This is a genomic window from Pectobacterium polonicum (assembly GCF_005497185.1).
GTDB classification, from domain to species: Bacteria; Pseudomonadota; Gammaproteobacteria; order Enterobacterales; family Enterobacteriaceae; genus Pectobacterium; species Pectobacterium polonicum.
Map to the genome: position 1 here is coordinate 37921 of NZ_RJTN01000009.1, position 21765 is coordinate 59685.

At 53.6% G+C, this 21765-nt stretch carries 22 protein-coding genes and 3 tRNA genes; 13 read left to right on the forward strand and 12 right to left on the reverse strand.

Annotation, left to right across the window (positions count from 1 at the left end; genetic code table 11):
* Positions 1-4 precede the first annotated feature (4 nt).
* Positions 5-787 (reverse strand): acetolactate decarboxylase, encoded by a 783-nt coding sequence (gene budA, locus EDI29_RS11125; protein WP_137740975.1) that lies wholly within the window; start codon positions 785-787, stop codon positions 5-7.
* 129 nt (positions 788-916) lie between these two features.
* Between budA and EDI29_RS11130 the strand changes: the two genes are divergently transcribed.
* Positions 917-1819: a LysR family transcriptional regulator gene (locus EDI29_RS11130; RefSeq protein WP_137740976.1), complete on the forward strand. Its 903-nt coding sequence runs from the start codon at positions 917-919 to the stop codon at positions 1817-1819.
* Between the two features lie 105 nt (positions 1820-1924).
* Complete coding sequence (locus EDI29_RS11135; RefSeq protein WP_107167871.1) at positions 1925-2215, forward strand: DUF1435 domain-containing protein; 291 nt, start codon at positions 1925-1927, stop codon at positions 2213-2215.
* A gap of 101 nt (positions 2216-2316) precedes the next feature.
* Here EDI29_RS11135 and EDI29_RS11140 read toward each other — a convergent pair.
* The 4 genes from EDI29_RS11140 to EDI29_RS11155 all read right to left on the reverse strand — a co-directional run bounded on the left by EDI29_RS11140 (position 2317) and on the right by EDI29_RS11155 (position 3725).
* Positions 2317-2403, reverse strand: a tRNA-Leu gene (locus tag EDI29_RS11140).
* 61 nt (positions 2404-2464) lie between these two features.
* Positions 2465-2551, reverse strand: a tRNA-Leu gene (locus EDI29_RS11145).
* Between the two features lie 78 nt (positions 2552-2629).
* Positions 2630-2716, reverse strand: a tRNA-Leu gene (locus EDI29_RS11150).
* Positions 2717-2819: 103 nt separating this feature from the next.
* Complete coding sequence (locus EDI29_RS11155; RefSeq protein WP_137740977.1) at positions 2820-3725, reverse strand: LysR family transcriptional regulator; 906 nt, start codon at positions 3723-3725, stop codon at positions 2820-2822.
* A gap of 113 nt (positions 3726-3838) precedes the next feature.
* Between EDI29_RS11155 and EDI29_RS11160 the strand changes: the two genes are divergently transcribed.
* A complete protein-coding gene (locus EDI29_RS11160) occupies positions 3839-4831 on the forward strand; it encodes an aldo/keto reductase (RefSeq protein ID WP_137740978.1) in 993 nt (330 codons plus the stop codon).
* A 5-nt stretch (positions 4832-4836) separates the two neighbouring features.
* Here EDI29_RS11160 and rsmC read toward each other — a convergent pair whose 3' ends face one another.
* The gene (gene rsmC, locus EDI29_RS11165; RefSeq protein WP_137740979.1) at positions 4837-5880 is read right to left on the reverse strand and encodes a 16S rRNA (guanine(1207)-N(2))-methyltransferase RsmC; all 1044 of its coding nucleotides are present in this window, start codon (positions 5878-5880) and stop codon (positions 4837-4839) included.
* 159 nt (positions 5881-6039) lie between these two features.
* Between rsmC and EDI29_RS11170 the strand changes: the two genes are divergently transcribed.
* The 7 genes from EDI29_RS11170 (at position 6040) to EDI29_RS11200 (ending at position 13700) form a co-directional block, all read left to right on the forward strand.
* Entirely contained in the window at positions 6040-6471 is a 432-nt protein-coding gene (locus EDI29_RS11170; RefSeq protein WP_137740980.1) for a DNA polymerase III subunit psi, read from the forward strand.
* Positions 6422-6865: a ribosomal protein S18-alanine N-acetyltransferase gene (gene rimI / locus EDI29_RS11175; RefSeq protein WP_137740981.1), complete on the forward strand. Its 444-nt coding sequence runs from the start codon at positions 6422-6424 to the stop codon at positions 6863-6865. The genes EDI29_RS11170 and rimI overlap by 50 nt, the downstream gene beginning before the upstream one ends.
* 202 nt (positions 6866-7067) lie before the next feature.
* A complete protein-coding gene (locus EDI29_RS11180) occupies positions 7068-7547 on the forward strand; it encodes a discoidin domain-containing protein (RefSeq protein WP_137740982.1) in 480 nt (159 codons plus the stop codon).
* Between the two features lie 223 nt (positions 7548-7770).
* The gene (locus tag EDI29_RS11185; protein WP_137740983.1) at positions 7771-8313 is read left to right on the forward strand and encodes a sigma-70 family RNA polymerase sigma factor; all 543 of its coding nucleotides are present in this window, start codon (positions 7771-7773) and stop codon (positions 8311-8313) included.
* Positions 8310-9287, forward strand: coding sequence for a FecR domain-containing protein (locus EDI29_RS11190; protein ID WP_241664925.1), 978 nt, complete (start codon positions 8310-8312; stop codon positions 9285-9287). The genes EDI29_RS11185 and EDI29_RS11190 overlap by 4 nt, the downstream gene beginning before the upstream one ends.
* 120 nt (positions 9288-9407) lie before the next feature.
* The gene (locus EDI29_RS11195) at positions 9408-11903 is read left to right on the forward strand and encodes a TonB-dependent siderophore receptor (RefSeq protein WP_137740984.1); all 2496 of its coding nucleotides are present in this window, start codon (positions 9408-9410) and stop codon (positions 11901-11903) included.
* 48 nt (positions 11904-11951) lie between these two features.
* Positions 11952-13700, forward strand: coding sequence for an ABC transporter ATP-binding protein/permease (locus EDI29_RS11200; protein WP_137740985.1), 1749 nt, complete (start codon positions 11952-11954; stop codon positions 13698-13700).
* 50 nt (positions 13701-13750) lie between these two features.
* Here the strand turns inward: EDI29_RS11200 and deoD are convergent, their stop codons facing one another.
* The 4 genes from deoD to EDI29_RS22745 form a co-directional block, all read right to left on the reverse strand.
* Complete coding sequence (gene deoD / locus EDI29_RS11205) at positions 13751-14470, reverse strand: purine-nucleoside phosphorylase (protein ID WP_137740986.1); 720 nt, start codon at positions 14468-14470, stop codon at positions 13751-13753.
* Positions 14471-14515: 45 nt separating this feature from the next.
* Positions 14516-15739, reverse strand: coding sequence for a phosphopentomutase (deoB, locus tag EDI29_RS11210; protein WP_137740987.1), 1224 nt, complete (start codon positions 15737-15739; stop codon positions 14516-14518).
* A gap of 89 nt (positions 15740-15828) precedes the next feature.
* Positions 15829-17157 (reverse strand): thymidine phosphorylase, encoded by a 1329-nt coding sequence (gene deoA / locus EDI29_RS11215; protein WP_137740988.1) that lies wholly within the window; start codon positions 17155-17157, stop codon positions 15829-15831.
* A 181-nt stretch (positions 17158-17338) separates the two neighbouring features.
* On the reverse strand, positions 17339-17509 hold the full coding sequence (locus tag EDI29_RS22745) for a hypothetical protein (protein ID WP_167494502.1): 171 nt from the start codon (positions 17507-17509) through the stop codon (positions 17339-17341).
* A gap of 613 nt (positions 17510-18122) precedes the next feature.
* Between EDI29_RS22745 and EDI29_RS11220 the strand changes: the two genes are divergently transcribed.
* Complete coding sequence (locus tag EDI29_RS11220; protein ID WP_137740989.1) at positions 18123-18422, forward strand: GIY-YIG nuclease family protein; 300 nt, start codon at positions 18123-18125, stop codon at positions 18420-18422.
* Between the two features lie 11 nt (positions 18423-18433).
* On the opposite strand, the gene EDI29_RS11225 is transcribed toward EDI29_RS11220, so the two are convergent.
* Both EDI29_RS11225 and ubiT read right to left on the reverse strand, forming a co-directional pair.
* Entirely contained in the window at positions 18434-18976 is a 543-nt protein-coding gene (locus EDI29_RS11225; RefSeq protein ID WP_137740990.1) for a GNAT family N-acetyltransferase, read from the reverse strand.
* Positions 18970-19494 carry a ubiquinone anaerobic biosynthesis accessory factor UbiT gene (gene ubiT, locus EDI29_RS11230; protein WP_137740991.1) on the reverse strand — a complete coding sequence of 175 codons (525 nt, stop codon included), beginning with the start codon at positions 19492-19494 and terminating at the stop codon, positions 18970-18972. Before ubiT ends, EDI29_RS11225 begins: the two co-directional genes overlap by 7 nt.
* Positions 19495-19848: 354 nt before the next feature.
* Between ubiT and ubiU the strand changes: the two genes are divergently transcribed.
* Together ubiU and EDI29_RS11240 are read left to right on the forward strand one after the other, a co-directional pair.
* Entirely contained in the window at positions 19849-20844 is a 996-nt protein-coding gene (gene ubiU / locus EDI29_RS11235) for a ubiquinone anaerobic biosynthesis protein UbiU (RefSeq protein WP_137740992.1), read from the forward strand.
* Between the two features lie 11 nt (positions 20845-20855).
* Complete coding sequence (locus EDI29_RS11240) at positions 20856-21734, forward strand: U32 family peptidase (RefSeq protein ID WP_137740993.1); 879 nt, start codon at positions 20856-20858, stop codon at positions 21732-21734.
* The last annotated feature ends 31 nt before the right edge of the window (positions 21735-21765 follow it).

Below are 21765 nucleotides of genomic sequence, written 5' to 3' on the forward strand. Positions count from 1 at the left end.
ATGACTAGCTCTCTACTGACTGGATTACGCTGTTGAGGTTTTCTGAGGACAGGTCGGCATTGAGAAACTCCCGATCCTGAGGCAGATCGATGATCAGTTTGGCAATCACACCAAACGTCAGCGTGCCGTGCTCAACGTCATAATTCAGAATATGGCCGCCGCCTTGGCGATCGTCAGTAATGAAGTGTTCGTGGTAACCCGCAACATTAATTCCCTGAGTATAAGCTGGGCTGCGAAACCCAATAACGCTGCCGCTACGGTGTTCAAAATGAAACGTCGGCTGCCCTTCAATAGCCTCCTGCATCGGTTTATAAGGCCGACACTGCCGAGGAACGGTACGCGTTTCAACGCAGCGGAAACGCCCATCAATCCGTAGCGCGCAGAACAGATTGTCCGTTCCCACGATCCCATCGATCTGGCGATGTACGTCTTCACGTGAGGTCCAGCGATCAAAATGGATCGTTTCCGTCGGGCGAAAGAACGTCATGACTGCAAATGGCGTTTTCTGTTCCGGCTTCGCCGCCCGTGCACTGCCGTCGGATAACAGCTGGAAAATCTGGCTGTTTAACGCAACCAGTTCCCCATCCAAACTGTTAAATGTTCCTAATCCAAAGTCACCATGCTCCAGTAATTCAGCCATCGTTCGGCTACCTTCGTACACGCCATTTATTAGTCCACTCATTAATGAGGTTTGATAAATAACGCTGCCTGCATGCTGTCGCCGAAAATCATGGGCGTAGCTAGCAAAGGCTTCTTCACAAGATTTTTCACTGACATTCGTTTTCATACCGTCCTTCTCACCGCACCAATTACTTAAACACCGCTAATATTTAGATAAAGATTGACGCGTGAGAGAACAAAATTCCAATATGCAATGAAGGTCATTTCAAGATCGTAAACATATGGAGTCACGTAAATGGAGCTACGTTATCTGCGCTATTTTGTCGCCGTTGCACAAGCTAAGCATTTCACGCGGGCGGCGGAAAATCTGGGGATGTCACAACCCCCTCTGAGCCAGCAGATCAAGAAATTCGAGCAGGAGATCGGTACACCGCTGTTCAAGCGACTGACGCGCGGTGTAGAAATGACGGAAGCGGGACAAGCGCTGTATGAGGATGCATACCGGATTCTACAACTCACCGATTCGGCAATCGCACGGACAAGAAGTATTGCGCGAGGTGAGACAGGGAGCCTGAAAGTAGGTTTTTCGCCGTCGGCCATGTTCCATCCCACCGTGCTTTCACTGCTGCATCGCTACTGCCAGCAACATCCACATGTTCAACCACTACCGAAGGAAGAAAATCCGGCAACGCTTATCGCCTCATTACAAGAACGCCATATCGACATCGCCTTTCTGCGCTTACCTTGCGATCTTAGTGATGAGATTAACGGAGAAATTTTGGCAGAAGAGCCGATGAAATTGGTGTTACCCGCAGGGCATACGCTTAGCCACAAAGCACAAGTTTCGTTGAGTGAGCTGCGTCAGGAGCCGCTGATTATTTTCCCACGCGAGGTGTGTCCAGGGCTGCACGACATGATAATCCGCACTTGCTATTTGTCAGGCTATGGCCCCAAACCCAGTCCCTTTGCTCCGCAGTTGACGGCCACCATTGGGATGGTCGCTGCGGGCTTCGGCATTACTCTTGTACCAGAATCACTCGCCTGTATTAAGGCGGATAATGTGACCTATCATGATATCGGCATGCCCAAAATCCACACACAGATTGCGGCTATCTGGCGTAAACATGAACGATCGGCCGCGATCGTGAATCTGATCTACCTGATTCGCCAGCATTTGAGCAGTCAGCATCGCGATTAACAAAATTAGGCAGAAAATTCCAACAATCTGCTCGTCAAAAACTAGTAATTGATATAAATTCTTATATGATATTAGTTATCATTATCATTTTTGACGGGTGGAAAAATGCTGACAGCAATGATCACAGCCTGCGGGCTATGGGGTGTGAGCTGGTGTATGGGGAAACATCTGTCCAGCGCCTGGGGCGTGCTGTTGCCTTGTGCCATTATGCCGCTACTCGCACTGCTCAATCTGAACCTGACACACTTAAAAGTGATTATCGCCATCGCCCTGCTGGCGACGCTTGTCATGCTGTTCCATCAACGCTTGCGCCACTATTTACTCCTGCCATCCTGTATTGCGCTGGCTGGCGGTTTGGCGGCACTGTCAGTTATGTTTAATCTAACGACGCTATAAAAGCCATGAATGACAAACAAACGCAGAAAAGCGCTCTAGCTAAAAACGGGATAATAGAGAATAAACAGGGGAGAACATCAGGAAGATACAGGGGCGTTCGGTGGTGCGAAGAGAGGGACTTGAACCCTCACGTCCGTAAGGACACTAACACCTGAAGCTAGCGCGTCTACCAATTCCGCCACCTTCGCACTGAGAACGTTGTCTGTCTTATACAATAAATCTGTCTTATGCGGTAAATCTATCACGACATGGTGCGAAGAGAGGGACTTGAACCCTCACGTCCGTAAGAACACTAACACCTGAAGCTAGCGCGTCTACCAATTCCGCCACCTTCGCAACTCTGTCATGCAATTTTTACTATGCGATACTGATTTACTGCTTCGGTTCGACAAACCATAACCGTCGTAGTGATGTTGGTGCGAAGAGAGGGACTTGAACCCTCACGTCCGTAAGAACACTAACACCTGAAGCTAGCGCGTCTACCAATTCCGCCACCTTCGCAACACTGCTTTACGCAATATCACTACGGGGGCGAATTCTAGAGGTTTTCGCGTTCACGTCAATGATTATTTCCTCTGGAATGCGGGGTTTGCTGTAAAAATCATCATCTCTCCGCGGCGTTGCGCGTAAAGAGTTCATCAAGCCATTCAATAAACACCCGAATCCGTGGCGCAAGAAAGCGACCAGGCGCATACATCACGTAGAGCGGCATCGCAGGCGGCGGCGTCTCCGGCAGGATCTCCACCAGTTCCCCGCTTTCCAAAAGTGAGCTTAAGCCGCGACGCGGAGCCTGAATAATCCCCAATCCCGCACGCGCGCTGGCGATGTAGGCATCGGTGCCGTTAACCTGCAACACACCGGGCAGCATACGCGTAATGCACTCATCGCCCGACATGAATTCCAGCGGATAACGGTATTCGGTACGCAGAGAGAAATAGCCAACCATCTGATGCCCCGACAGCTCATCAAGTGAGCGTGGCACGCCGTAACGCGCCAGATAGTCAGCCGACGCACAGGTGACCTGCGGCATGGACGGCAAATGGCGGGTCGCCAACGTCTCGTCATCCGTCTGCCAGGCACGCAGCACGCAGTCGACGCCTTCACGCAGCACATTAATTGCCGCATCGTTGGCGCTCAGCATTAGCGTCACCTGCGGATAGCGCGCGTAGAACTCGCCCAGCGCCGGAACGACGATTTCCCTCGCCAGCGAGTGCGGCATATCCACCCGCACTTTACCAACGGGTTGCTGCTTTTGCTGCGTGAACAGCGTGTCGATCTCTTCTATTTCCGCGAGCAATTGCAGACAGCGTTCATAGTAAACGCGCCCTTCGTCGGTGATCTGCACCTGACGAGTCGTGCGTTGCAGCAAACGTACCCCTAGCCGCCCTTCAAGCTGTTTAATGGTGTTGCTCACCGTCGCACGCGGCAGCGCCAGCCGCTCTGCTGCACGGCTGAAGCTGCCCAGCTCGACAATTCGCACAAAAACACGCATCGACTGAATATGATCCATAACCGCCACCATTGTTAGTTATTTTTGAATAGTGTTGCATAAAAAGCAGTATTTATCTTTTTCAGATAAACAACCAGACTGCTCTCACTCCCAACGAGATGAGGAAGATGACAATGCAACAGCGCAAATTAGGAGCAAACGGTCCGCAGGTTTCAGCAATTGGGCTAGGTTGCATGGGGATGAGTGATTTTTACTCCACCGCGCAGGATGAAAAAGAGTCCATCGCCACGTTGCATCGAGCGCTGGAACTGGGCGTCACCCTGCTGGATACCGCCGATATGTATGGCCCTCATACCAATGAACTGCTGCTGGGCAAAGCGATAAAAGGCAAGCGCGAGCAGGTCTTTTTGGCAACCAAGTTTGGCATCGTGCGCGACCCAGCAAACCCCCACGCACGCGGTGTCTGCGGTAAGCCGGACTATATTCGTCGTGCGGTAGAAGGCAGCCTGACGCGGCTCGGGACGGACGTTATCGATCTTTACTATCAGCACCGCATCGATCCAACGGTTCCCATTGAAGAGACGGTCGGCGCGCTGTCCGAGCTGGTTCAGGAAGGTAAAATTCGCTACATCGGCCTGAGTGAAGCCTCCGCCACCACGCTAGAACGTGCGCACCGTGTGCACCCCATTACGGCGTTACAGAGCGAATATTCACTGTGGACGCGCGATATGGAAGCCGAGATTCTGCCCACCTGTGAGCGTTTGGGTATCGGCTTTGTCCCTTATAGCCCGCTCGGTCGCGGCTTTCTGACGGGCGCGATTCGCAGCCCGGACGATTTAGCCGCTGACGATTTCCGTCGCACCAATCCACGCTTCTCGGGGGAAAATTTCGGCAAAAACCTGCAACTGGTAGAGAAAATTAACCAACTGGCGCAGGAAAAACAGGTGACGCCATCACAGCTGGCGCTGGCGTGGGTACTGGCGCAGGGCGAACATATCGTGCCGATCCCAGGCACCAAACGCCGTCGTTATCTGGAAGAAAACGTTGCGGCGCTGGATGTCACGCTAACGAGAGAGGAGCTGGCCGCCATTGATGCCATCTTCCCGCCCGATGCCGCAGCAGGTGAACGCTACGGCAAGGAGAGTATGGCAGCCCTGAATCAGTAGTTTTTTTACCGGCGACCTTTACCTGTGCGCGGCGGACGACCCACGGTGGCCTGATACACCTTGAAGCGCCCGGTCTGCGCCAGCACTTCATGGCTGCCAAATGCGGCATCTAACAGCGCCGGATAAGGCAAGAAGGCGTTAGCAACAATGCGTAGCTGCCCACCAATTGGTAGATGGGTCACAGCACCACGAATCAGCATTTCCGCGGCTTGCAGGCTGGTCTGTAAGCCGTCGTGGAATGGCGGGTTGGACACGATCATATCGAAGCGGCCGTTGATGTCGGAATAGACGTTACTCGCAATCACACTGCCTTCCAGCGCGTTCGCTGCCAGCGTAGCCTTGCTGGACTCCACCGCCGCAGCGCTGACATCGCTCAGCGTCAGGCGGATTTTCGGCGACTGCTTCGCCAGCACCGATGCCAACACGCCAGCACCGCAGGCGATATCCAGCACCTTACCTTTCATGTGCGGCTCAAACGTAGACAGCAGCAGTCGACTACCTGGGTCAAGATCATCACGGCTGAACACACCCGGAAGCGTTTTAACCGTAACGCCGTCCGTCACATACTCGTCCCACCACTCATCCAGCGCAAAGCTGGCCTGCTTATCAATCCGACCGTGGTAAAGCCCGCAGCGGCGCGCGCTGTCAATTTTTACCAGTTCAACGAAGTCAGACAGCACAGTTTCAGCACTGCGTACACCGCTGCGGTTTTCTCCAACGACGAAGATCTCCGCGCCGACAGGCAGCAAGGACAACAGATTACGCAGTTGGAATTCCGCTTCCTGTTTGCTCTTCGGCCAGTAATAAATCAGCGTATCGCTATCCGCCACCAGCGCTGCATCTGCGACCAGACCATATTGAGCGTTATCCCCAAGTGGCTTTGCCATCTGTTGCCAGTGGTGATATTGGTTGCAATGGACACGCACCGACGCCGCCTCAAATTGCGCGGGCAGGGTATCCTGCAAATCACCGGCAAACAGAACTCGGCGTGAAAGAAATTCGTCACTATGGCGCAGTATGACTTCACTGGCGGGGGTTAATGCGGACATCAGGCTACGGCTCCTTAATCATTGAACGGGGGATTATATACGCTTCGTCCCCGAAGTTGCAGAGCGAAGAGGAAATAACCGCGCCGACATTGGCGCAGCCTGACGGGGTTTGTTAGCATAGGCACGACTTATTTTCTCGCCCGCCAGACAGGACAACGTATGGAATCAAGACGTGACAGGCTGCTACAGCAACTGGGGATTACGCAGTGGACGCTGCGTCGCCCGACGGTGCTGCAAGGCGAAATCGCCGTCAGCCTACCCGACCAGGTACGTCTGGTGATCGTTTCCGCCGAACCGTTGGCGGATGATGAACCGCTGCTGGCCGACGTTCTGCACAGTCTGGCGCTGACGCCCGCGCAAGCCTATCGCCTGACGCCGCAGCAGATCGAGATGCTGCCCGCCAACGCACACTGTCACAGTTGGCGGTTGGGCATCACGGACCCCATTGCGCTACAGGGCGTTCAGCTTTCCAGCCCTCTGCTTTCCGAACTTCATCAAAATGCCGACGCCAAACGGGCGTTATGGCAACAGATCTGTGAACATGAACACGATATCTTCTCTGACGCCAGCCGATCTGGCACAAGCCTTTAAAATTGAACAAGCCAGCCACGCCTTTCCCTGGACGGAAAAAACGTTTGTTAGCAATCAGGGTGAACGTTATGTCAACCTAAAGCTGAGCCATAACGGACAGCTTGCCGCTTACGCCATCACGCAGGTCGTGCTGGATGAGGCGACACTGTTCAATATCGCCGTGCACCCCGACCATCAACGTCAGGGTTTCGGTCGCCAACTGTTGGAACACGTGATCGACGAGATGGAGCGGCGCGGCATTCTGACGCTGTGGCTGGAAGTACGAGAATCAAACGCACGCGCCATCGCACTGTATGAAAGTCTGGGCTTTAACGAAGTCTCCGTGCGCCGCGATTATTACCCCACGGCACAGGGCCGAGAAGACGCCATTCTTATGGCACTGCCACTCGGTTAACGCTTTTTCCTGTGGCACCTACACCAAGTCGGGTGCCATAATGTGAGCCCCGTCCCGCTCTGCTTTTTTTTCCGTCAGAAAAATCCCCGCAACGTGATCGCCATAAATAAAACCTCGTTTCTTTTTTATCACAATAAGGTTCCATTTCATGTTTCTGGTTTGCAGGCATGCCATGGTTTATCCGTTATCTACGAGGAATAATATGAAAAAATACACTCTGGCTACGACGCTCCTGTGCGGCTTATTCTCTCTTTCCGCTTACGCGGTACAAGTCACGGCGGTTACGGCCTCCGCTTATGATTCAGACAAAGGCCACAAGCCTGCCAACATTGCCGATGGCGACGTAAAAACGCGCTGGGCAGCAAATGGTGAGAGCTGGGTTCAGTTAGAACTGGATAAAGAACAATCTGTTGAGAACTTTGTCCTGGTTCCTTTCAAAGCAGACGAGCGCAAACTGAAGTTCTCCGTCTCCTACTCTACCGACGGTAAAACCTGGAAAAAATTGGCTGACAACCTGGTCACTTCCAGCAACGCCAAAGACGGTGAGAAATTCACCTTCCCTGCCGTTAAAGCCAAATTCTTCAAGTTGGATACGTTTGGCACCGATGTAAACAAGTGGAGCGCCATCAACGAGATCAGCTTTAACAGCGCTGCGCAGGTTCCAGCCCAGGCGATTAAGTAACGAGTTGGAAGGGTCTGGCGCGTAGACCAACCCATCTCTGTTTCGTTGAACCTCACCACGCCTGAATCGACTACCGGGCGTGGTGCATTCCAACCTTAGTCCACACTCACCTCACTCCTTTGGCTGCGTTACCCACATTTTCCTTAGCGTTGAAATAAAAATCATTCTCAACTAAGATGCGCCTGAAATTTGACCTCCGACCGATCCGTTTCAGGCACCTGACATGTCATCAGCCAATATTGATACCTCAGCAGATCTGCATCAGCTCTATTGTCAGCACCACGGCTGGTTGCAGGGGCTATTGCGTAAACGACTGGGGAATCTGTGTGACGCGGCCGATCTGGCGCAGGATGTGTTTTTACGGCTGTTGCTGAAACCACGTCAGTTCGACAGCCACGCTGGCGCACGAGCTTATCTAAGCGTGATGGCACAAGGCATGTGCATCGATCTCTGGCGTAAGCGAGAAATTGAGCGAGTGTGGCTCAGCTCGCTGGCCGAACAGCCGGAACCGGTTGCCCTGTCGGCGGAAGACAGCAACATCATTCTCGAAACCTTATATCAAGTCGATGCCATGCTGCGTGCGTTGCCAGAGAAGGTGCGTGCTGCTTTCATCATGGCGCAGGTTCAAGGGCAACCTTATCGGGACATTGCCGAGACGCTGGGCGTTTCTGAACGCATGGTGAAAAAATATATGGCACAGGCCATGCTGCACTGCGTACTGCTGGAAGCAGAGATAGACGCGGACGATCAGGCTGCTCATCCATGAATAAACCCAGCCTGAACAAGCCTAGCTTTATTGCCTTACAGCAGGCATCGGAATGGTACGCCCAGTTGTGCGATCGGGAGCCTGACGATGAGCACTACCGTCACTGGCAGCGCTGGATGGAAGAAAGCGAGGAGCATCACCGTGCCTGGGAATACGTGCAAACCGTCAGCCAGCGCTTCCAACCGCTGCGCGGCGACGGTCAGCAGCCCGCATTGAATACGCTGCTACATAAGCCGGAATCAATGGCACGCCGTCGTGCGCTCAAGCTCGCCGCGCTACTCAGCACCGGTTCACTCCTTTCCTGGCTGACGTATCGCCATACGCCGTTAAAAGGCTCGCTGCTGGCGATGACGGCCGATCATCACAGTGCGGTAGGAGAAATCAAATCGCTCACCTTGCCGGACAATACCCGGCTATGGCTAAACACCGCCAGCGCGATTGATATCCGCTACAGCAATCAGCGTCGGGAAATTGCCCTGCTGGCGGGGGATATTCTGATTGATACCGCTGCCGATGCTCGCCCTTTCTTTGTCACCACCGCGCAGGGGCGCTTGCAGGCGCTGGGCACGCGCTTCAGCGTCGCGCAGGAATCGAACGCTACCACGCTAACCGTTTACCAACACGCGGTCGACGTCAGCGCCAAATACGCCTCCGCCGCACGCCGGGTCAACGCGGGCTATCACCTGCGCTTTAACGCCGACGGTCAGGGTGACATCGTGCCTAATCAGCAGAATGATGCCGACTGGTCGCACGGCGTACTACAGGCGGACAACATGCCGCTGGGTGAAGTCGTGGAGAAACTATCACGCTATCGCCACGGCTATCTGGCATGCCAGCCTGCCATCGCTGATTTACGCGTGATGGGCACCTTCCCCTTAACCGATACCGACATGGCACTGAACATGCTGGCGCAGGCTTTCCCGGTTCGTATCCATCAGCGTTTTCCGTGGTGGGTGACCGTCGAACCGCGCTGATATCCCCCTCTTTTTCGGACACAGACAAAAAATTTTCTCTTTTGAGTTCCCCTTTTTCCACTGTCGTTCGATTCACAGTAAAACCACCAATTTTTACTCTGGGTCAGAAGGCGAATTTTCATGGCATTGATTCCATTTTTCTCTACACAGCGCACTCCTTCCAAACTGGCAATTGCCGTTCATCTGTTGCTATGCGGCGCACCGCTGATTGCATATTCCACCGCAACGGCGGCAGAAGCGACAGCCGCAGCGGCAACCAAAACCTATTCCATCCCTGCCGGGCCGCTTAACCAGCAACTCAACCAGTTTGCCGCCCAATCAGGCGTTTATCTGGTCGGTGATGCACAACTGTCGACAGGAAAAGCTGGGCAATCTCTGCAAGGGAATTACAGCGTCGATGGCGGATTTTCGGCTCTGCTGGCTGGGAGCGGGCTTCAGGTGATTCCACAGCCTAACGGCGTCTGGCGCTTACAGAGAATACCGCAGGGGGATGAAATGCTGGTCGTGGCAGGCGTCAACCGCAACGGCGTGACTGAAGGCACTCAGTCCTACACCACGCGCAGCATGAACACCGCGACACAGCTGAATCTGTCACCGCGAGAAACGCCGCAGTCGGTGAGCGTTGTCACGCGCCAGCGCATGGACGATCAGAACATGACCTCGCTGGATGAGGCCATGAAGCAAACCACCGGAATCAACGTGGTCAACCAGAATAGCTTTCAGGTGAAATACGAATCGCGTGCCTTCACGATGGACAATATCAAAGAAGATGGCGTCAACCAATCGTCGCAAAATAGCGTAATGAACGCCTCCCAATCGACCAGTGAATCACCCGATCTGGCGATTTACGATCGCGTCGAAGTTCTGCGCGGCGCTTCAGGCCTAACACAGGGCAGCGGGGAGCCCGGAGGTACCGTCAATCTGGTACGTAAAAAACCAACCTATGAATTTCAGGCCTCTGCCAGCGCAGGGATCGGTAGTTGGGACAACTACCGCAGCGAGATAGATATTTCTGGCCCACTCAATGACGATGCCAGCCTGCGCGGCCGGCTGATCAGCGTATACCAAGACAAACAGAGTTTTACAGATTATGTCGGCAGCGAACGTAAAGTACTGTTCGGGACGCTGGCTTGGGATATCACACCCGACACTACCGTGACCACCGGCATGAACTGGCAGAAAACAGATGTAGTGCCCGATCTTTATGGCGTTCCTTTCGGCACCGATAAAAGCAAATTACACCTCCCGCGTTCAACGTTTCTGGGGGCGAGTTGGAACCGGATTAATTTTGAAAGGATTAATCCATTTGCTGAATTCGAACATCGCTTTACCAACGACTGGACACTAAAAAGTGCGCTCAGCTACACACGAGCCACGTCTAAAGAGCGCTATATCGGTATTATGAATGGCACGGCAGGCGTCGATCCTGCTACGGGAGTCAGCCGATTAAACAATGCGCTGCACTATGACAACAAGAGCGATCAATGGGGCTATAACCTCAGCGTGAGTGGTCCGTTTGAGTTATTGGGACGTAGCCATGAGTTGGTGTTCGGCGGTGATTATCAGAAAGAGAACTTCGACAACGCTATTGGCCGTATTGCTAACACCACCAGTGCCAATATCTATAATTGGAACCCCAACTCAGTCGCAGAACCCGATTGGTCGAACCTTAGCCTCTACAGTTCTCGTTATAGAGAACAATATAATATTTATCAGCGCGGACTGTTTACTACCACACGCTGGGAGCTGGCCGATAACTGGAAACTAATCCTCGGCGGCCGCTACAGCGCTTATAGCTACGACTACTATTATGATAACCAGCGCAACACCAGCGACAAGGAATACAGCAGCCTGCACGTTCGCGATAAATTTGTCCCTTACAGCGGCCTGCTATGGAATTTTGCCGACAATTACACCTGGTATGCCAGCTATGCTGAAATCTATAAACCGCAGAGTGCACGCGATAAGGACGATAAGCTACTGCCTGCCATTATCGGCACCAACTATGAAACCGGCGTTAAAGGGGAGTTTTTTGACGGCGATCTGAATGCTTCACTGGCACTGTTCCGCATTATTCAGTCCAACCGTGCGCGCGCCGAGGCGGATAGTTCCGTTTGCCGAAATTCTAATAGCGGTTGTTCCAGTGCTGAAGGCAAAGTACGCAGCCAAGGGGTCGAACTGGATGTCACAGGGCAACTGGCTGAAGGCTGGCAGATTCAGACGGGTTATACCCTGACTAACAGTAAATATTTGGAAGCATCAGAGACTGATAAAGCGGCACAGTTCAGCCCGCGCACGCCGAAGCATATGTTCAAGCTGTACACCTCCTACAATCTGCCGGGTGAGTTGGATCAATGGACGATTGGTGCAGGCATGACTGCCCAAACGGGTACGCAAACCTATCCAAACCGCGTTTTTGGCCTGTCTCAGGGCGGCTATACGCTGTTTAACGCCAATGTCCGCTATCAGTACAGCAAGAACCTGAGCTTCAATCTGGTAGGCAATAACCTGACGGATAAAACCTACTTCCTGAACCTGAATAACCGCCATCTTAGCGGCAACAACTATTACGGCGACCCGCGTAATTTCATGCTAACCGCGAAGTGGAATTTCTAAGCGAATACGCCTGCCAGCCTCGGCTGGCAGGCCATCGCCCAATCCATTATGCAAACGCTTAAACGCTTTTATACGCTGGTCGCGCCTTTCTGGCTGACCACGCGCGCCACGCTGTTGTGGCTACTGCTCCTGCTGATTATGAGCCTGACGCTCTCCGTCGTGTGGATCAGCGTGCAGTACAACAACTGGAGCCGGGATTTTTACGACGCGCTGGCCGACTACTTTCAGCACGCGTCAATCTACGAGATGGCCGTGCGCTATCTGGCCTACACGCTGCTATTCGTGCTGGTGATCATCTGCGGAAACTGGCTCAAGAAACAGCTGATTATCCGCTGGCGCGATACCATGACGCACCAGTATGAACAGGATTGGCTACGCCATCACGCCCACTACCAGCTCAGCGCTGGGCTGGATAACCCCGATCAGCGCATCGCGGAAGATATCCGTCTGCTGATCGAACAGAGTCTCGAACTCCTGCTTTCGCTGCTGAAAAATACTGCCCGTTTTTTCTCTTTCATCGCCATTCTCTGGCAGCTTTCCGGCGTCCATACCTTCACGCTGGGCGGCTACCTCCTCACGATACACGGCTATCTGGTGTGGATCGCGCTGGTTTACGCCGCATTAGCCAGCGTGGTGACGCATCGGCTGGGGCATCGTCTGCACAAGCTGAATATTGAACGTCAGCGGGTAGAAGCCGACTATCGCGCCACGCTGCTGCGAGTTCGGGATAACAGCGAGCAAATCGCGTTTTATCAAGGCAGCGACGCCGAGCAGCAGCGGATGCGGCTACGCTTTCTGCCTATCGTGCAAAACTGGCAGCGTTTAATGACGCGAGAATTCCGGCTGGAAAGCTTTACCACCAGCTATTTCCGTTTCAGCCTGATTATCCCGGTTTTCGCCACCCTGCCGCTGTTTCTCGCCCGTCAGGTTAGCCTTGGAGCAATTATGCAGGCGCGATCTGCCTTCGGCTATGTGCTGGATGCTTTTGGCTGGTTCATCGATGCCTATCGTCAGCTGGTTCAATGGTCTTCCACCATTGAACGGCTGTGGGAATTCCAGCACCGCTTACAGCAATTACCGACGCCAGAGGAACCGTGCCATGAAGGGCATGCCCTGCATATCAACGCGCTATCCGTACCACGCCCCAATGGTTCGCCGTATTTCGCCCCGCTGACGCTCACGCTTCAGGCTGGCGAATGGGCGGCGCTCTGCGCAGCCAGCGGCACGGGGAAAACTACGCTGCTGCGGGCGCTGGCTGGGCTGTGGCCGGTATCGCAAGGAGAGTGTCTTTTTCCGGTAGGTCGAGCACTCTTCTTGCCGCAAAAAACCTATTTACCGCAGGATACGTTGCGTCAGGTATTGTGTTACCCACAGGCACAGCTAGCCGATACCGTACCGTTGATCACGGTACTGGAACAAACTGGACTCGCCTCACTGATTTCTCGTCTGGACGACAAAGCGAACTGGAGTCGGGAACTATCAGGCGGTGAACAACAGCGCCTGTCGCTCGCGCGTGCGTTACTGCTGCGTCCGACTCTACTTTGTCTGGATGAAGCCACCAGCCAGCTCGATGATGCAGCGGCGCTTCGGTTGTTAGCACAAATCAGAATAACGCTACCACACACCATCGTGCTGGCCGTCAGCCATCAGCCCGCCGTGCTGGATTGTTTCACGCATCGGATACGGTTAACGCCACTCGATCCAGAGGAAAAAGAGGAATCAGGGAACCACGCTATCGATCTCGCTGTTACGCGGCCAGAGGCGGACATACAGCAGATTTCTTACGGAAAGGTGTGAAGAAAACGGGAAGAGCATAGCCCGGAGCGAATGTCCGGGCTGTGATGATATTACTCGTTATCGCCCAGCAAAACGGATTCCAGCGCGATCTCGATCATCTCGTTGAACGTGTTTTGACGTTCTTCTGACGTAGTTTGCGCACCGGTACGAATGTGGTCAGAAACGGTACAGATGGCCAGCGCTTTCGCACCGAACTCTGCCGCAACGCCATAGATACCGGCCGCTTCCATTTCCACACCCAGAATGCCGTATTTTTCCATTACGTCGAACATCTGCGGGTCTGGCGTGTAGAACAGATCGGCGGAGAAGATGTTACCGACGCGGACAGAAACCTTGCGCGCTTTGGCAGCATCAACGGCATTACGCACCATGTCAAAATCAGCAATCGCCGCATAGTCGTGATCTTTGAAGCGCATACGGTTCACTTTGGAATCCGTACACGCCCCCATACCGATCACCACGTCGCGCAGCTTAACATCTTCACGTACCGCGCCGCAGGAACCCACACGGATGATCTTCTTCACGCCGAATTCGGTGATCAGCTCTTTCGCATAGATTGAGCAGGATGGGATACCCATACCGTGACCCATTACCGAAATTTTACGGCCTTTGTAAGTCCCCGTGAACCCTAACATGCCACGCACGTTGTTCACTTCGCGGGCATTTTCCAGAAAGGTTTCTGCAATATACTTAGCACGCAGCGGGTCGCCCGGCATCAGTACAACGTCCGCGAAATCACCCATTTCTGCATTAATATGTGGCGTAGCCATGCGTTTATTCCTTAATTAATCAAGTTCACGTAAAAACGACGTGTTTTACAGTATCGATTTGCCGTAGTCCATAGGCGACAGGCCAAAGTAGGTTGCAACTGTCTGCCCGATATCGGCGAAGGTTTCACGGTGACCGTATGAACCCGGCTTCACTTTCGGCCCATAGATCAACACCGGTACATTCTCGCGGGTATGATCGGTGCCATGCCAGCTTGGGTCACAGCCGTGGTCAGCCGTCAGAATCAGGATGTCATCGCCTTTCACGCGGGACATCAGCTCGGGTAAGCGGCGATCAAAAAGTTCCAACGCCGCAGCATAGCCCGGAATGTCGCGGCGGTGGCCGTAGGCTGAGTCGAAATCAACAAAGTTGGTAAACACGATGGTGTTATCGCCCGCGCTATCCATCTCTTTCAGCGTGGCGTCAAACAGCGCATCAATACCCGTCGCTTTCACCTTTTTGGTAATACCGACCTGCGCGTAGATATCCGCAATTTTACCAACAGAAACCACTTCACCGCCTTTTTCATCCACCAGTTTTTTCAGGATGGTCGGTGCTGGCGGCTCAACGGCCAGATCGTGACGGTTGCCAGTGCGTTCAAAATTGCCAGGTTTATCGCCGATAAACGGACGCGCAATCACGCGCCCAATGTTGTAGCCGCCTTCGGTCAGCTCTTCGCGGGCGATCTCACACAGCTCATACAGCTTATCCAGACCGAACGTTTCTTCATGGCAGGCAATCTGGAACACAGAATCCGCAGAGGTATAGAAAATCGGCTTGCCGGTTTTCATGTGTTCTTCAGCCAGTTGATCCAGAATCACCGTACCGGAAGAGTGGCAGTTGCCCAGATAGCCCGGCAGATTAGCGCGTTTTACCAGTTTATCCAGCAACTCCTGCGGAAAACTGTTTTCTTCATCTTTAAAATAGCCCCAGTCGAACAGGACAGGTACACCGGCAATCTCCCAGTGGCCAGACGGCGTATCTTTACCCGAGGAGATTTCGCTGGCGTGCGCGTAAGCACCGATGATGTCTGCGTTTTCATCCAACCCTGCTGGGAACGTTCCCGTTGAAGCCTCAGCAGCTTTGCCCAGACCCAGACGGCTCAGATTCGGCAAATGCAGCGTACCGCTACGCCCTTTATCCGCCGTTCCCGCCGCACACGCCTGAGCGATATGGCCTAGCGTATCCGAACCCACATCACCAAAACGTTCTGCATCAGCACTGCTGCCGATGCCAAACGAGTCGAGAACCATAATATATGCACGTTTCATTTTTTCTCTCCTGCGCAGCGATGCGCTAACGCCCCACCTATCGGCAGGGGAAAATCAATTCAAGATAACCTATTGCCAACCCTACGCAATCACGCTTCCGCACTCACCCGACGATAGACCATCGGGGTCTTTTCTGGTGCCGTGTCACCCAGTTGGATCGCAGCTCGGACTTCATTCGCTGCCTGCTGCCATTGCGCTTCCGTATTGGCATGGATCACCGCCAGCGGGCGCTGTGCATCAACGCGTTCACCCAGGCTAATCATGCTATCCAGACCGACACTGTAATCGATCGTATCAGTAGCCTGACGGCGTCCGCCGCCCAGCGATACGACGGCCATGCCTAGCGCGCGAGTATCCATTGCGGTCACAATGCCTTCACGCATTGCGAACACCGGCTTACTTAGTGTCGCCACCGGCAGGTAACGATCGTAGTGTTCGACAAAATCGCCTGGGCCACGCTGTGCGGCAACCATACGACCAAAGACGTCGGCAGCTTTGCCGTTATCCAACACGGCTTGCAGGCGTGAATGCGCGTCGTCCGCCGAGCTTGCCAGCCCGCCCGCCAGCAGCATCTCGCCACATAGCGCCATAGTAACATCATACAAGCGTGGATTACGGTGCTCTCCCGTCAGGAAACGCACGGCCTCACGCACTTCCAGCGCATTCCCCGCGCTGGAGGCCAATACCTGATTCATGTCCGTCAGTAATGCGCTGGTGCGACATCCCGCATTGTTCGCCACACCGACAATCGCCTGCGCCAACTGTTCGGACAGTTCATAAGTTGGCATAAACGCCCCTGAGCCGACTTTGACGTCCATTACCAGCGCATCAAGCCCTTCCGCCAGTTTCTTCGCCAGAATCGACGCGGTGATCAGTGGGATTGAATCGACCGTAGCGGTAATGTCACGCGTGGCGTAAAAGCGTTTATCCGCCGGAGCCAGTGAGGAAGTTTGACCAATAATCGCGACGCCAACCTGCTGAATGATACGACGAAAATGGTCATCGTTCGGGAAAATATCCAGTCCCGGAATCGCTTCAAGCTTATCCAGCGTGCCGCCGGTATGCCCTAAGCCGCGCCCGGAGATCATCGGGACATAGCCCCCACAGGCGGCGACCATTGGCCCCAGCATCAGCGAGGTCACATCCCCCACGCCGCCGGTAGAATGTTTGTCCACCAGCGGGCCATTCAGGTTCAGGCTTTTCCAGTCCAGCACTGTACCGGAGTCACGCATCGCCAACGTCAGCGCCACGCGCTCATCCATCGACATATCGTGAAAATAAATGGTCATCGCCAAAGCGGCGATCTGACCTTCAGAGACGGTATTGTCACGAATACCGTTAATAAAGAAGCGGATCTCTTCTTCGCTCAGAGCTTTTCCATCACGCTTCTTACGAATAATTTCCTGAATCAGAAACAAGGTCTGTACTCCTGATGAATTCTGATATGGCTCAGCAGCCTGTCGCTGCCAGCACATTTGCTGTTGTGAACCTATGCAGTCATAAACAAAATGCTGTCATGAATGAAATGTTTTCACGAATAAAATAGTGCGCCGTGTGCGCGTGATTAATCGCAAGTTCTGTTGAGCAGAAGCGGCATGCTCAAGCGTTGCCAGCAGACGGGCCGACGTCAGCGCCCATGATATCGTCCGCCAGTTGCAGATAGATGGCGGGGTTTTTACTCACGTAGGATCTTTTTCGCCAGAGGCAATAAAACGTGGTTAACCCCATCAGCGTCAGCGCACGTTGCGCGGCTATGGTCAGCTTGATCATATAATTCTCCAACTCGTCAGCCGGTCTAGCCGGCCATGAACATTAACTGGCGTAAACCAGCACGTTTGGCGAGCGGACTTGGTTCCTTGAAGATGGCGCTCAGGGGATACAACCTGTAACGGCACTGAGATCCTTCTCACCGCAATCAGCCTTCCTCTATCGTTCATCCTGTGATGACTTCAACACCGAAAGAACAATACGGAAAGAAACTATGTAGACACGTGAACACATCAGATATTTGAACACGCTGCGCCTGACTATTTTGTGCATTCATTCACACTTGATGTAAGAGGAATGCAATAGATGGTTATTATATGTGATTTTAATCACATAAACTGCCCCCAGGAAGGTTCATCAAGTGAATAACCTTGCGAGGTTGAATGCTCATCGCCAGGATGCCGGTGCAGCATCATGTCCCCCCTTAAACAGCCCTTCCCGCGCCAAATAGGTGAGAGGTTATTTGAAGAACGTGCTATTTATGTTTAGCCGTACTGAATCACTTTTTCCAAAAAATAATCAGCCCACCAGCAGCGACTTGCCGCTTCACGTAGCAGGATAAGCGCCCTAAACTAACCACTCACAAGACTGTTTCTGAGAATCCACTGACAACACCATGACTGAACACGCCGAAGATTCTCATTGGTACTTGTACATACTGCGCACGGTCAACGGGGCGCTGTACACAGGTATTACGACGGATGTCAGCCGCCGCCTGAATCAACATCAAACGGGAAAAGGGGCAAAAGCGCTGCGGGGGAAAGGCAAATTGACGCTGGTGTTTCACTGTCTGGCGGGCGATCGCTCAAACGCGCTCAAACTGGAATATCGCATTAAGCAGCTGAGCAAAAGCCAAAAAGAAAGGCTGGTACAAGACCAGCCTCAGACGCTTTGTATTTCAAACACGTTGTATTGATACGCTATCGACTAGAGAAAGCGGTTAAACGGCTCAGCATATTCAACCAGACCGATCGCCTGTTCAAATCCGCTTTCGCTTTCAAACGAATCTTCACCAGCAACCTGATTGTCCGCCAGTGGGTAAACCTGAAAAGTCGATTCACTGTCCGGCCAGCGACAATGTAACTGGTGCTCGGTAGCCGGAACGAAACCAAAGCGGGCATAGTAAGCAGGATCACCCAGCACGACGACGGCGGTGTAGCTAAATTCATTCAGCGCATCCAGCCCTTCGTAGACCAGCTTCTCCCCCACGCCTTGTCGGCGCAGACTTTCATCTACCGCCAACGGCGCAAGCGCCACCCACTGCCGATCCTCTCCTTCGATCAGCACCGGGCTGAAGGCCGCGTAGCCCACCACACCGCCTTCATCGTCGGTTGCTACAACGCCAAGCGTCAATAAGCCGTCTTCGCGCAGTTGATGCACCAAATCGGCTTCTGCACCCGTAGGAAAAGAACGGCGCAATAAGCTGTCGATCCCTGCGGCATCAACAGGAATTTCCACCCGAACTAGCATGATACTGGCGCGTGATTCGTTGGTTGCACGACGCCCTCCTGTAAGCCGGCTTCAACAAAGTTCGCCAGTTGCAGTAGACCAATGCGCAGCGGCGCAGGCATGGCTTCCAGCTCAATGGCATCCATCAGGTTCTTCACATACAACCCTAACTCGGTATCGCCCTCAATGCGCAGACGGCGCTGGAAAAACAGCGTATCGGGATCTTCTTTGCGCGCGGCGATCAAAATCAGATCGTTCGCGTCTGCACTAAAGCTGACATCCGGCGTCTCATCGTGGCTGACCACCAGACGACCATCACGCAGCGTCATAAACCACTGCAAACCGACATCACGCACCTCAATTTTCAGCCATCGGCTTTCAAGAAATGCCAGATCGCCCTCTTCTAGCGCCTGACGGAACTGCCAGCCCAACATCTGTTCCAAAACCTGACGCTGTAGCGCAAAGGGGGTGAACTTGAGTGGCTTACCTAATAAGCTCGGCCCCTGACGCACAATCTGCGCTCGTAGTTTTTCCAACACTGGCATACTCCTCTTAAAGCAATCTGACTGTTCAGATAATCTGCAAACATTTTGCCACATCCACCGCAAGCGGCAGGGGTCTATGTCAATAATTTAGTCGCTTATCTGATTATGCCCAACAGATTTTGTCCTTGCGCGACGATTAGCACCATAAACTGCCTTAAATCAAAGTCCTTACCTGATGGGTTAATTAAGATTCCCAATCGTTAACAACATTCATCGACTGATAACTCATCGCTTACGACGACCCGCGGGGGTGACTGGCAAAACGCCCGTCATAAAAGCGGTATCAGTCTGAACATCATTGATCGTACCGACCCGCTACGGCCCGAAGGGATTAATGAAGGATTGTGTATGGAACTGCTTTGCCCCGCTGGCAACCTGCCAGCACTGAAAGCTGCCATCGATAATGGCGCAGATGCGGTCTATATCGGCCTAAAAGATGACACCAATGCACGTCATTTTGCCGGGCTGAACTTTACCGATAAGAAACTACAGGAAGCGCGCGAGTACGTGCATCGTCATCGGCGTAAGCTGCATATCGCCATCAATACGTTTGCTCACCCAGACGGCTATCAGCGCTGGCAGCGCGCCGTGGACATGGCCGCGCAGATCGGGGCCGACGTGCTGATCCTCGCCGATCTCGCCATGCTGGAATATGCCGCCGAGCGCTATCCCCACATTGAGCGTCACGTGTCGGTTCAGGCTTCCGCGACAAACACCGAAGCGATCCGTTTCTATCATCGCCATTTCGATGTCTCACGCATCGTGCTGCCACGCGTGCTGTCCATCCATCAGGTGAAGCAAATCGCTCGTACCAGCCCGGTGCCGCTCGAAGTGTTCGCCTTCGGTAGCCTGTGCATCATGGCGGAAGGCCGCTGCTATCTCTCTTCTTATCTGACCGGTGAATCACCGAATACCGTAGGTGCCTGTTCCCCCGCGCGGTTTGTACGCTGGCAGCAGACGGAGAACGGCATGGAATCACGCCTGAACAATATTCTGATCGACCGCTATCAGGATGATGAAAACGCCGGTTATCCGACGCTATGTAAAGGCCGCTATTTGGTCGATGGACAGCGCTACCATGCGCTGGAAGAGCCAACCAGCCTGAACACGCTAGAGCTTCTACCTGAATTGATGGCTGCCAATATTGCCTCTGTGAAGATAGAGGGCCGCCAGCGCAGCCCAGCCTACGTCAGCCAGATTACGCAGGTGTGGCGACAGGCTATCGATCGCTGCCGTGCCAATCCTGAGACATTCGTTCCCACTCAGGCCTGGATGGATGCGTTAGGCGCGGTAGCAGAAGGCAAACAGACCACGCTTGGCGCTTATCACCGTAAATGGCAGTAGCAGGAGAACACATGAAATACGCATTAGGGAATATCCTCTACTATTGGCCGAAAGAGGATGTTGAGGCGTTTTATCAGGCTGCGGTGAACAGCAGCGCCGATATCATTTATCTCGGCGAAACGGTGTGCAGCAAACGCCGCTTGATGAAAGTGGCGGACTGGTTCAACGTCGCCCGCGAGGTCGCCAACAGCGGGAAACAGGTGGTGATCTCTACGCTGGCACTGTTACAAGCGCCGTCTGAACTCACCGAGCTAAAACGCTATGTGGAGAACGGCGAGTTCTTGCTGGAAGCAAACGATCTGGGCGCCGTTAACATCGCCGCCGAACGCAATCTGCCGTTTGTCGCCGGGCACGCGCTCAACTGCTACAATGCGTACACCCTGCGAGTGCTGCATAAACAAGGTATGGTGCGCTGGTGCATGCCGGTCGAGCTCTCCCGAGACTGGCTGCAAAATCTGCTGAATCAGTGTGACGAGCTTGGCTTTCGCCATCAGTTTGAAGTGGAAGTGCTCAGCTACGGCCATTTACCGTTAGCCTATTCCGCCCGCTGCTTTACCGCCCGCTCAGAAGATCGGCCGAAGGATGAATGCGAAACCTGCTGCCTCAGCTATCCGCAAGGCAGAAAAATGCTGTCGCAGGAGAACCAGCAAGTCTTTGTCCTGAATGGCATCCAGACGCAAAGCGGCTATTGCTACAACCTCGGCAACGAGCTGACGTCAATGCAGGATCTGGTCGATATCGTCCGATTGTCCCCGAACGATATCAGCACGCTGACGATGCTGGATCAATTCCGCGCCAACGAGCAAGGTAATGCACCATTAACGCTGGAAAATCAGGCAGATTGCAACGGCTACTGGCGTCGCGTTGCTGGCCTGGAGCTCGTTCAGTAATTCACTTCCTATCAGGGCGGCCAGCCGCCCT

Excerpts from the sequence above, each read along its gene's own strand:
- budA (WP_137740975.1), bottom strand. The coding sequence starts at position 787 with ATGAAAACGAATGTCAGTGAAAAATCTTGTGAAGAAGCCTTTGCTAGC.
- EDI29_RS11130 (WP_137740976.1), top strand. The coding sequence starts at position 917 with ATGGAGCTACGTTATCTGCGCTATTTTGTCGCCGTTGCACAAGCTAAG.
- EDI29_RS11135 (WP_107167871.1), top strand. The coding sequence starts at position 1,925 with ATGCTGACAGCAATGATCACAGCCTGCGGGCTATGGGGTGTGAGCTGG.
- EDI29_RS11155 (WP_137740977.1), bottom strand. The coding sequence starts at position 3,725 with ATGGATCATATTCAGTCGATGCGTGTTTTTGTGCGAATTGTCGAGCTG.
- EDI29_RS11160 (WP_137740978.1), top strand. The coding sequence starts at position 3,839 with ATGCAACAGCGCAAATTAGGAGCAAACGGTCCGCAGGTTTCAGCAATT.
- rsmC (WP_137740979.1), bottom strand. The coding sequence starts at position 5,880 with ATGTCCGCATTAACCCCCGCCAGTGAAGTCATACTGCGCCATAGTGAC.
- EDI29_RS11170 (WP_137740980.1), top strand. The coding sequence starts at position 6,040 with ATGGAATCAAGACGTGACAGGCTGCTACAGCAACTGGGGATTACGCAG.
- rimI (WP_137740981.1), top strand. The coding sequence starts at position 6,422 with ATGAACACGATATCTTCTCTGACGCCAGCCGATCTGGCACAAGCCTTT.
- EDI29_RS11180 (WP_137740982.1), top strand. The coding sequence starts at position 7,068 with ATGAAAAAATACACTCTGGCTACGACGCTCCTGTGCGGCTTATTCTCT.
- EDI29_RS11185 (WP_137740983.1), top strand. The coding sequence starts at position 7,771 with ATGTCATCAGCCAATATTGATACCTCAGCAGATCTGCATCAGCTCTAT.
- EDI29_RS11190 (WP_241664925.1), top strand. The coding sequence starts at position 8,310 with ATGAATAAACCCAGCCTGAACAAGCCTAGCTTTATTGCCTTACAGCAG.
- EDI29_RS11195 (WP_137740984.1), top strand. The coding sequence starts at position 9,408 with ATGGCATTGATTCCATTTTTCTCTACACAGCGCACTCCTTCCAAACTG.
- EDI29_RS11200 (WP_137740985.1), top strand. The coding sequence starts at position 11,952 with ATGCAAACGCTTAAACGCTTTTATACGCTGGTCGCGCCTTTCTGGCTG.
- deoD (WP_137740986.1), bottom strand. The coding sequence starts at position 14,470 with ATGGCTACGCCACATATTAATGCAGAAATGGGTGATTTCGCGGACGTT.
- deoB (WP_137740987.1), bottom strand. The coding sequence starts at position 15,739 with ATGAAACGTGCATATATTATGGTTCTCGACTCGTTTGGCATCGGCAGC.
- EDI29_RS22745 (WP_167494502.1), bottom strand. The coding sequence starts at position 17,509 with ATGATCAAGCTGACCATAGCCGCGCAACGTGCGCTGACGCTGATGGGG.
- EDI29_RS11220 (WP_137740989.1), top strand. The coding sequence starts at position 18,123 with ATGACTGAACACGCCGAAGATTCTCATTGGTACTTGTACATACTGCGC.
- EDI29_RS11225 (WP_137740990.1), bottom strand. The coding sequence starts at position 18,976 with ATGCTAGTTCGGGTGGAAATTCCTGTTGATGCCGCAGGGATCGACAGC.
- ubiU (WP_137740992.1), top strand. The coding sequence starts at position 19,849 with ATGGAACTGCTTTGCCCCGCTGGCAACCTGCCAGCACTGAAAGCTGCC.
- EDI29_RS11240 (WP_137740993.1), top strand. The coding sequence starts at position 20,856 with ATGAAATACGCATTAGGGAATATCCTCTACTATTGGCCGAAAGAGGAT.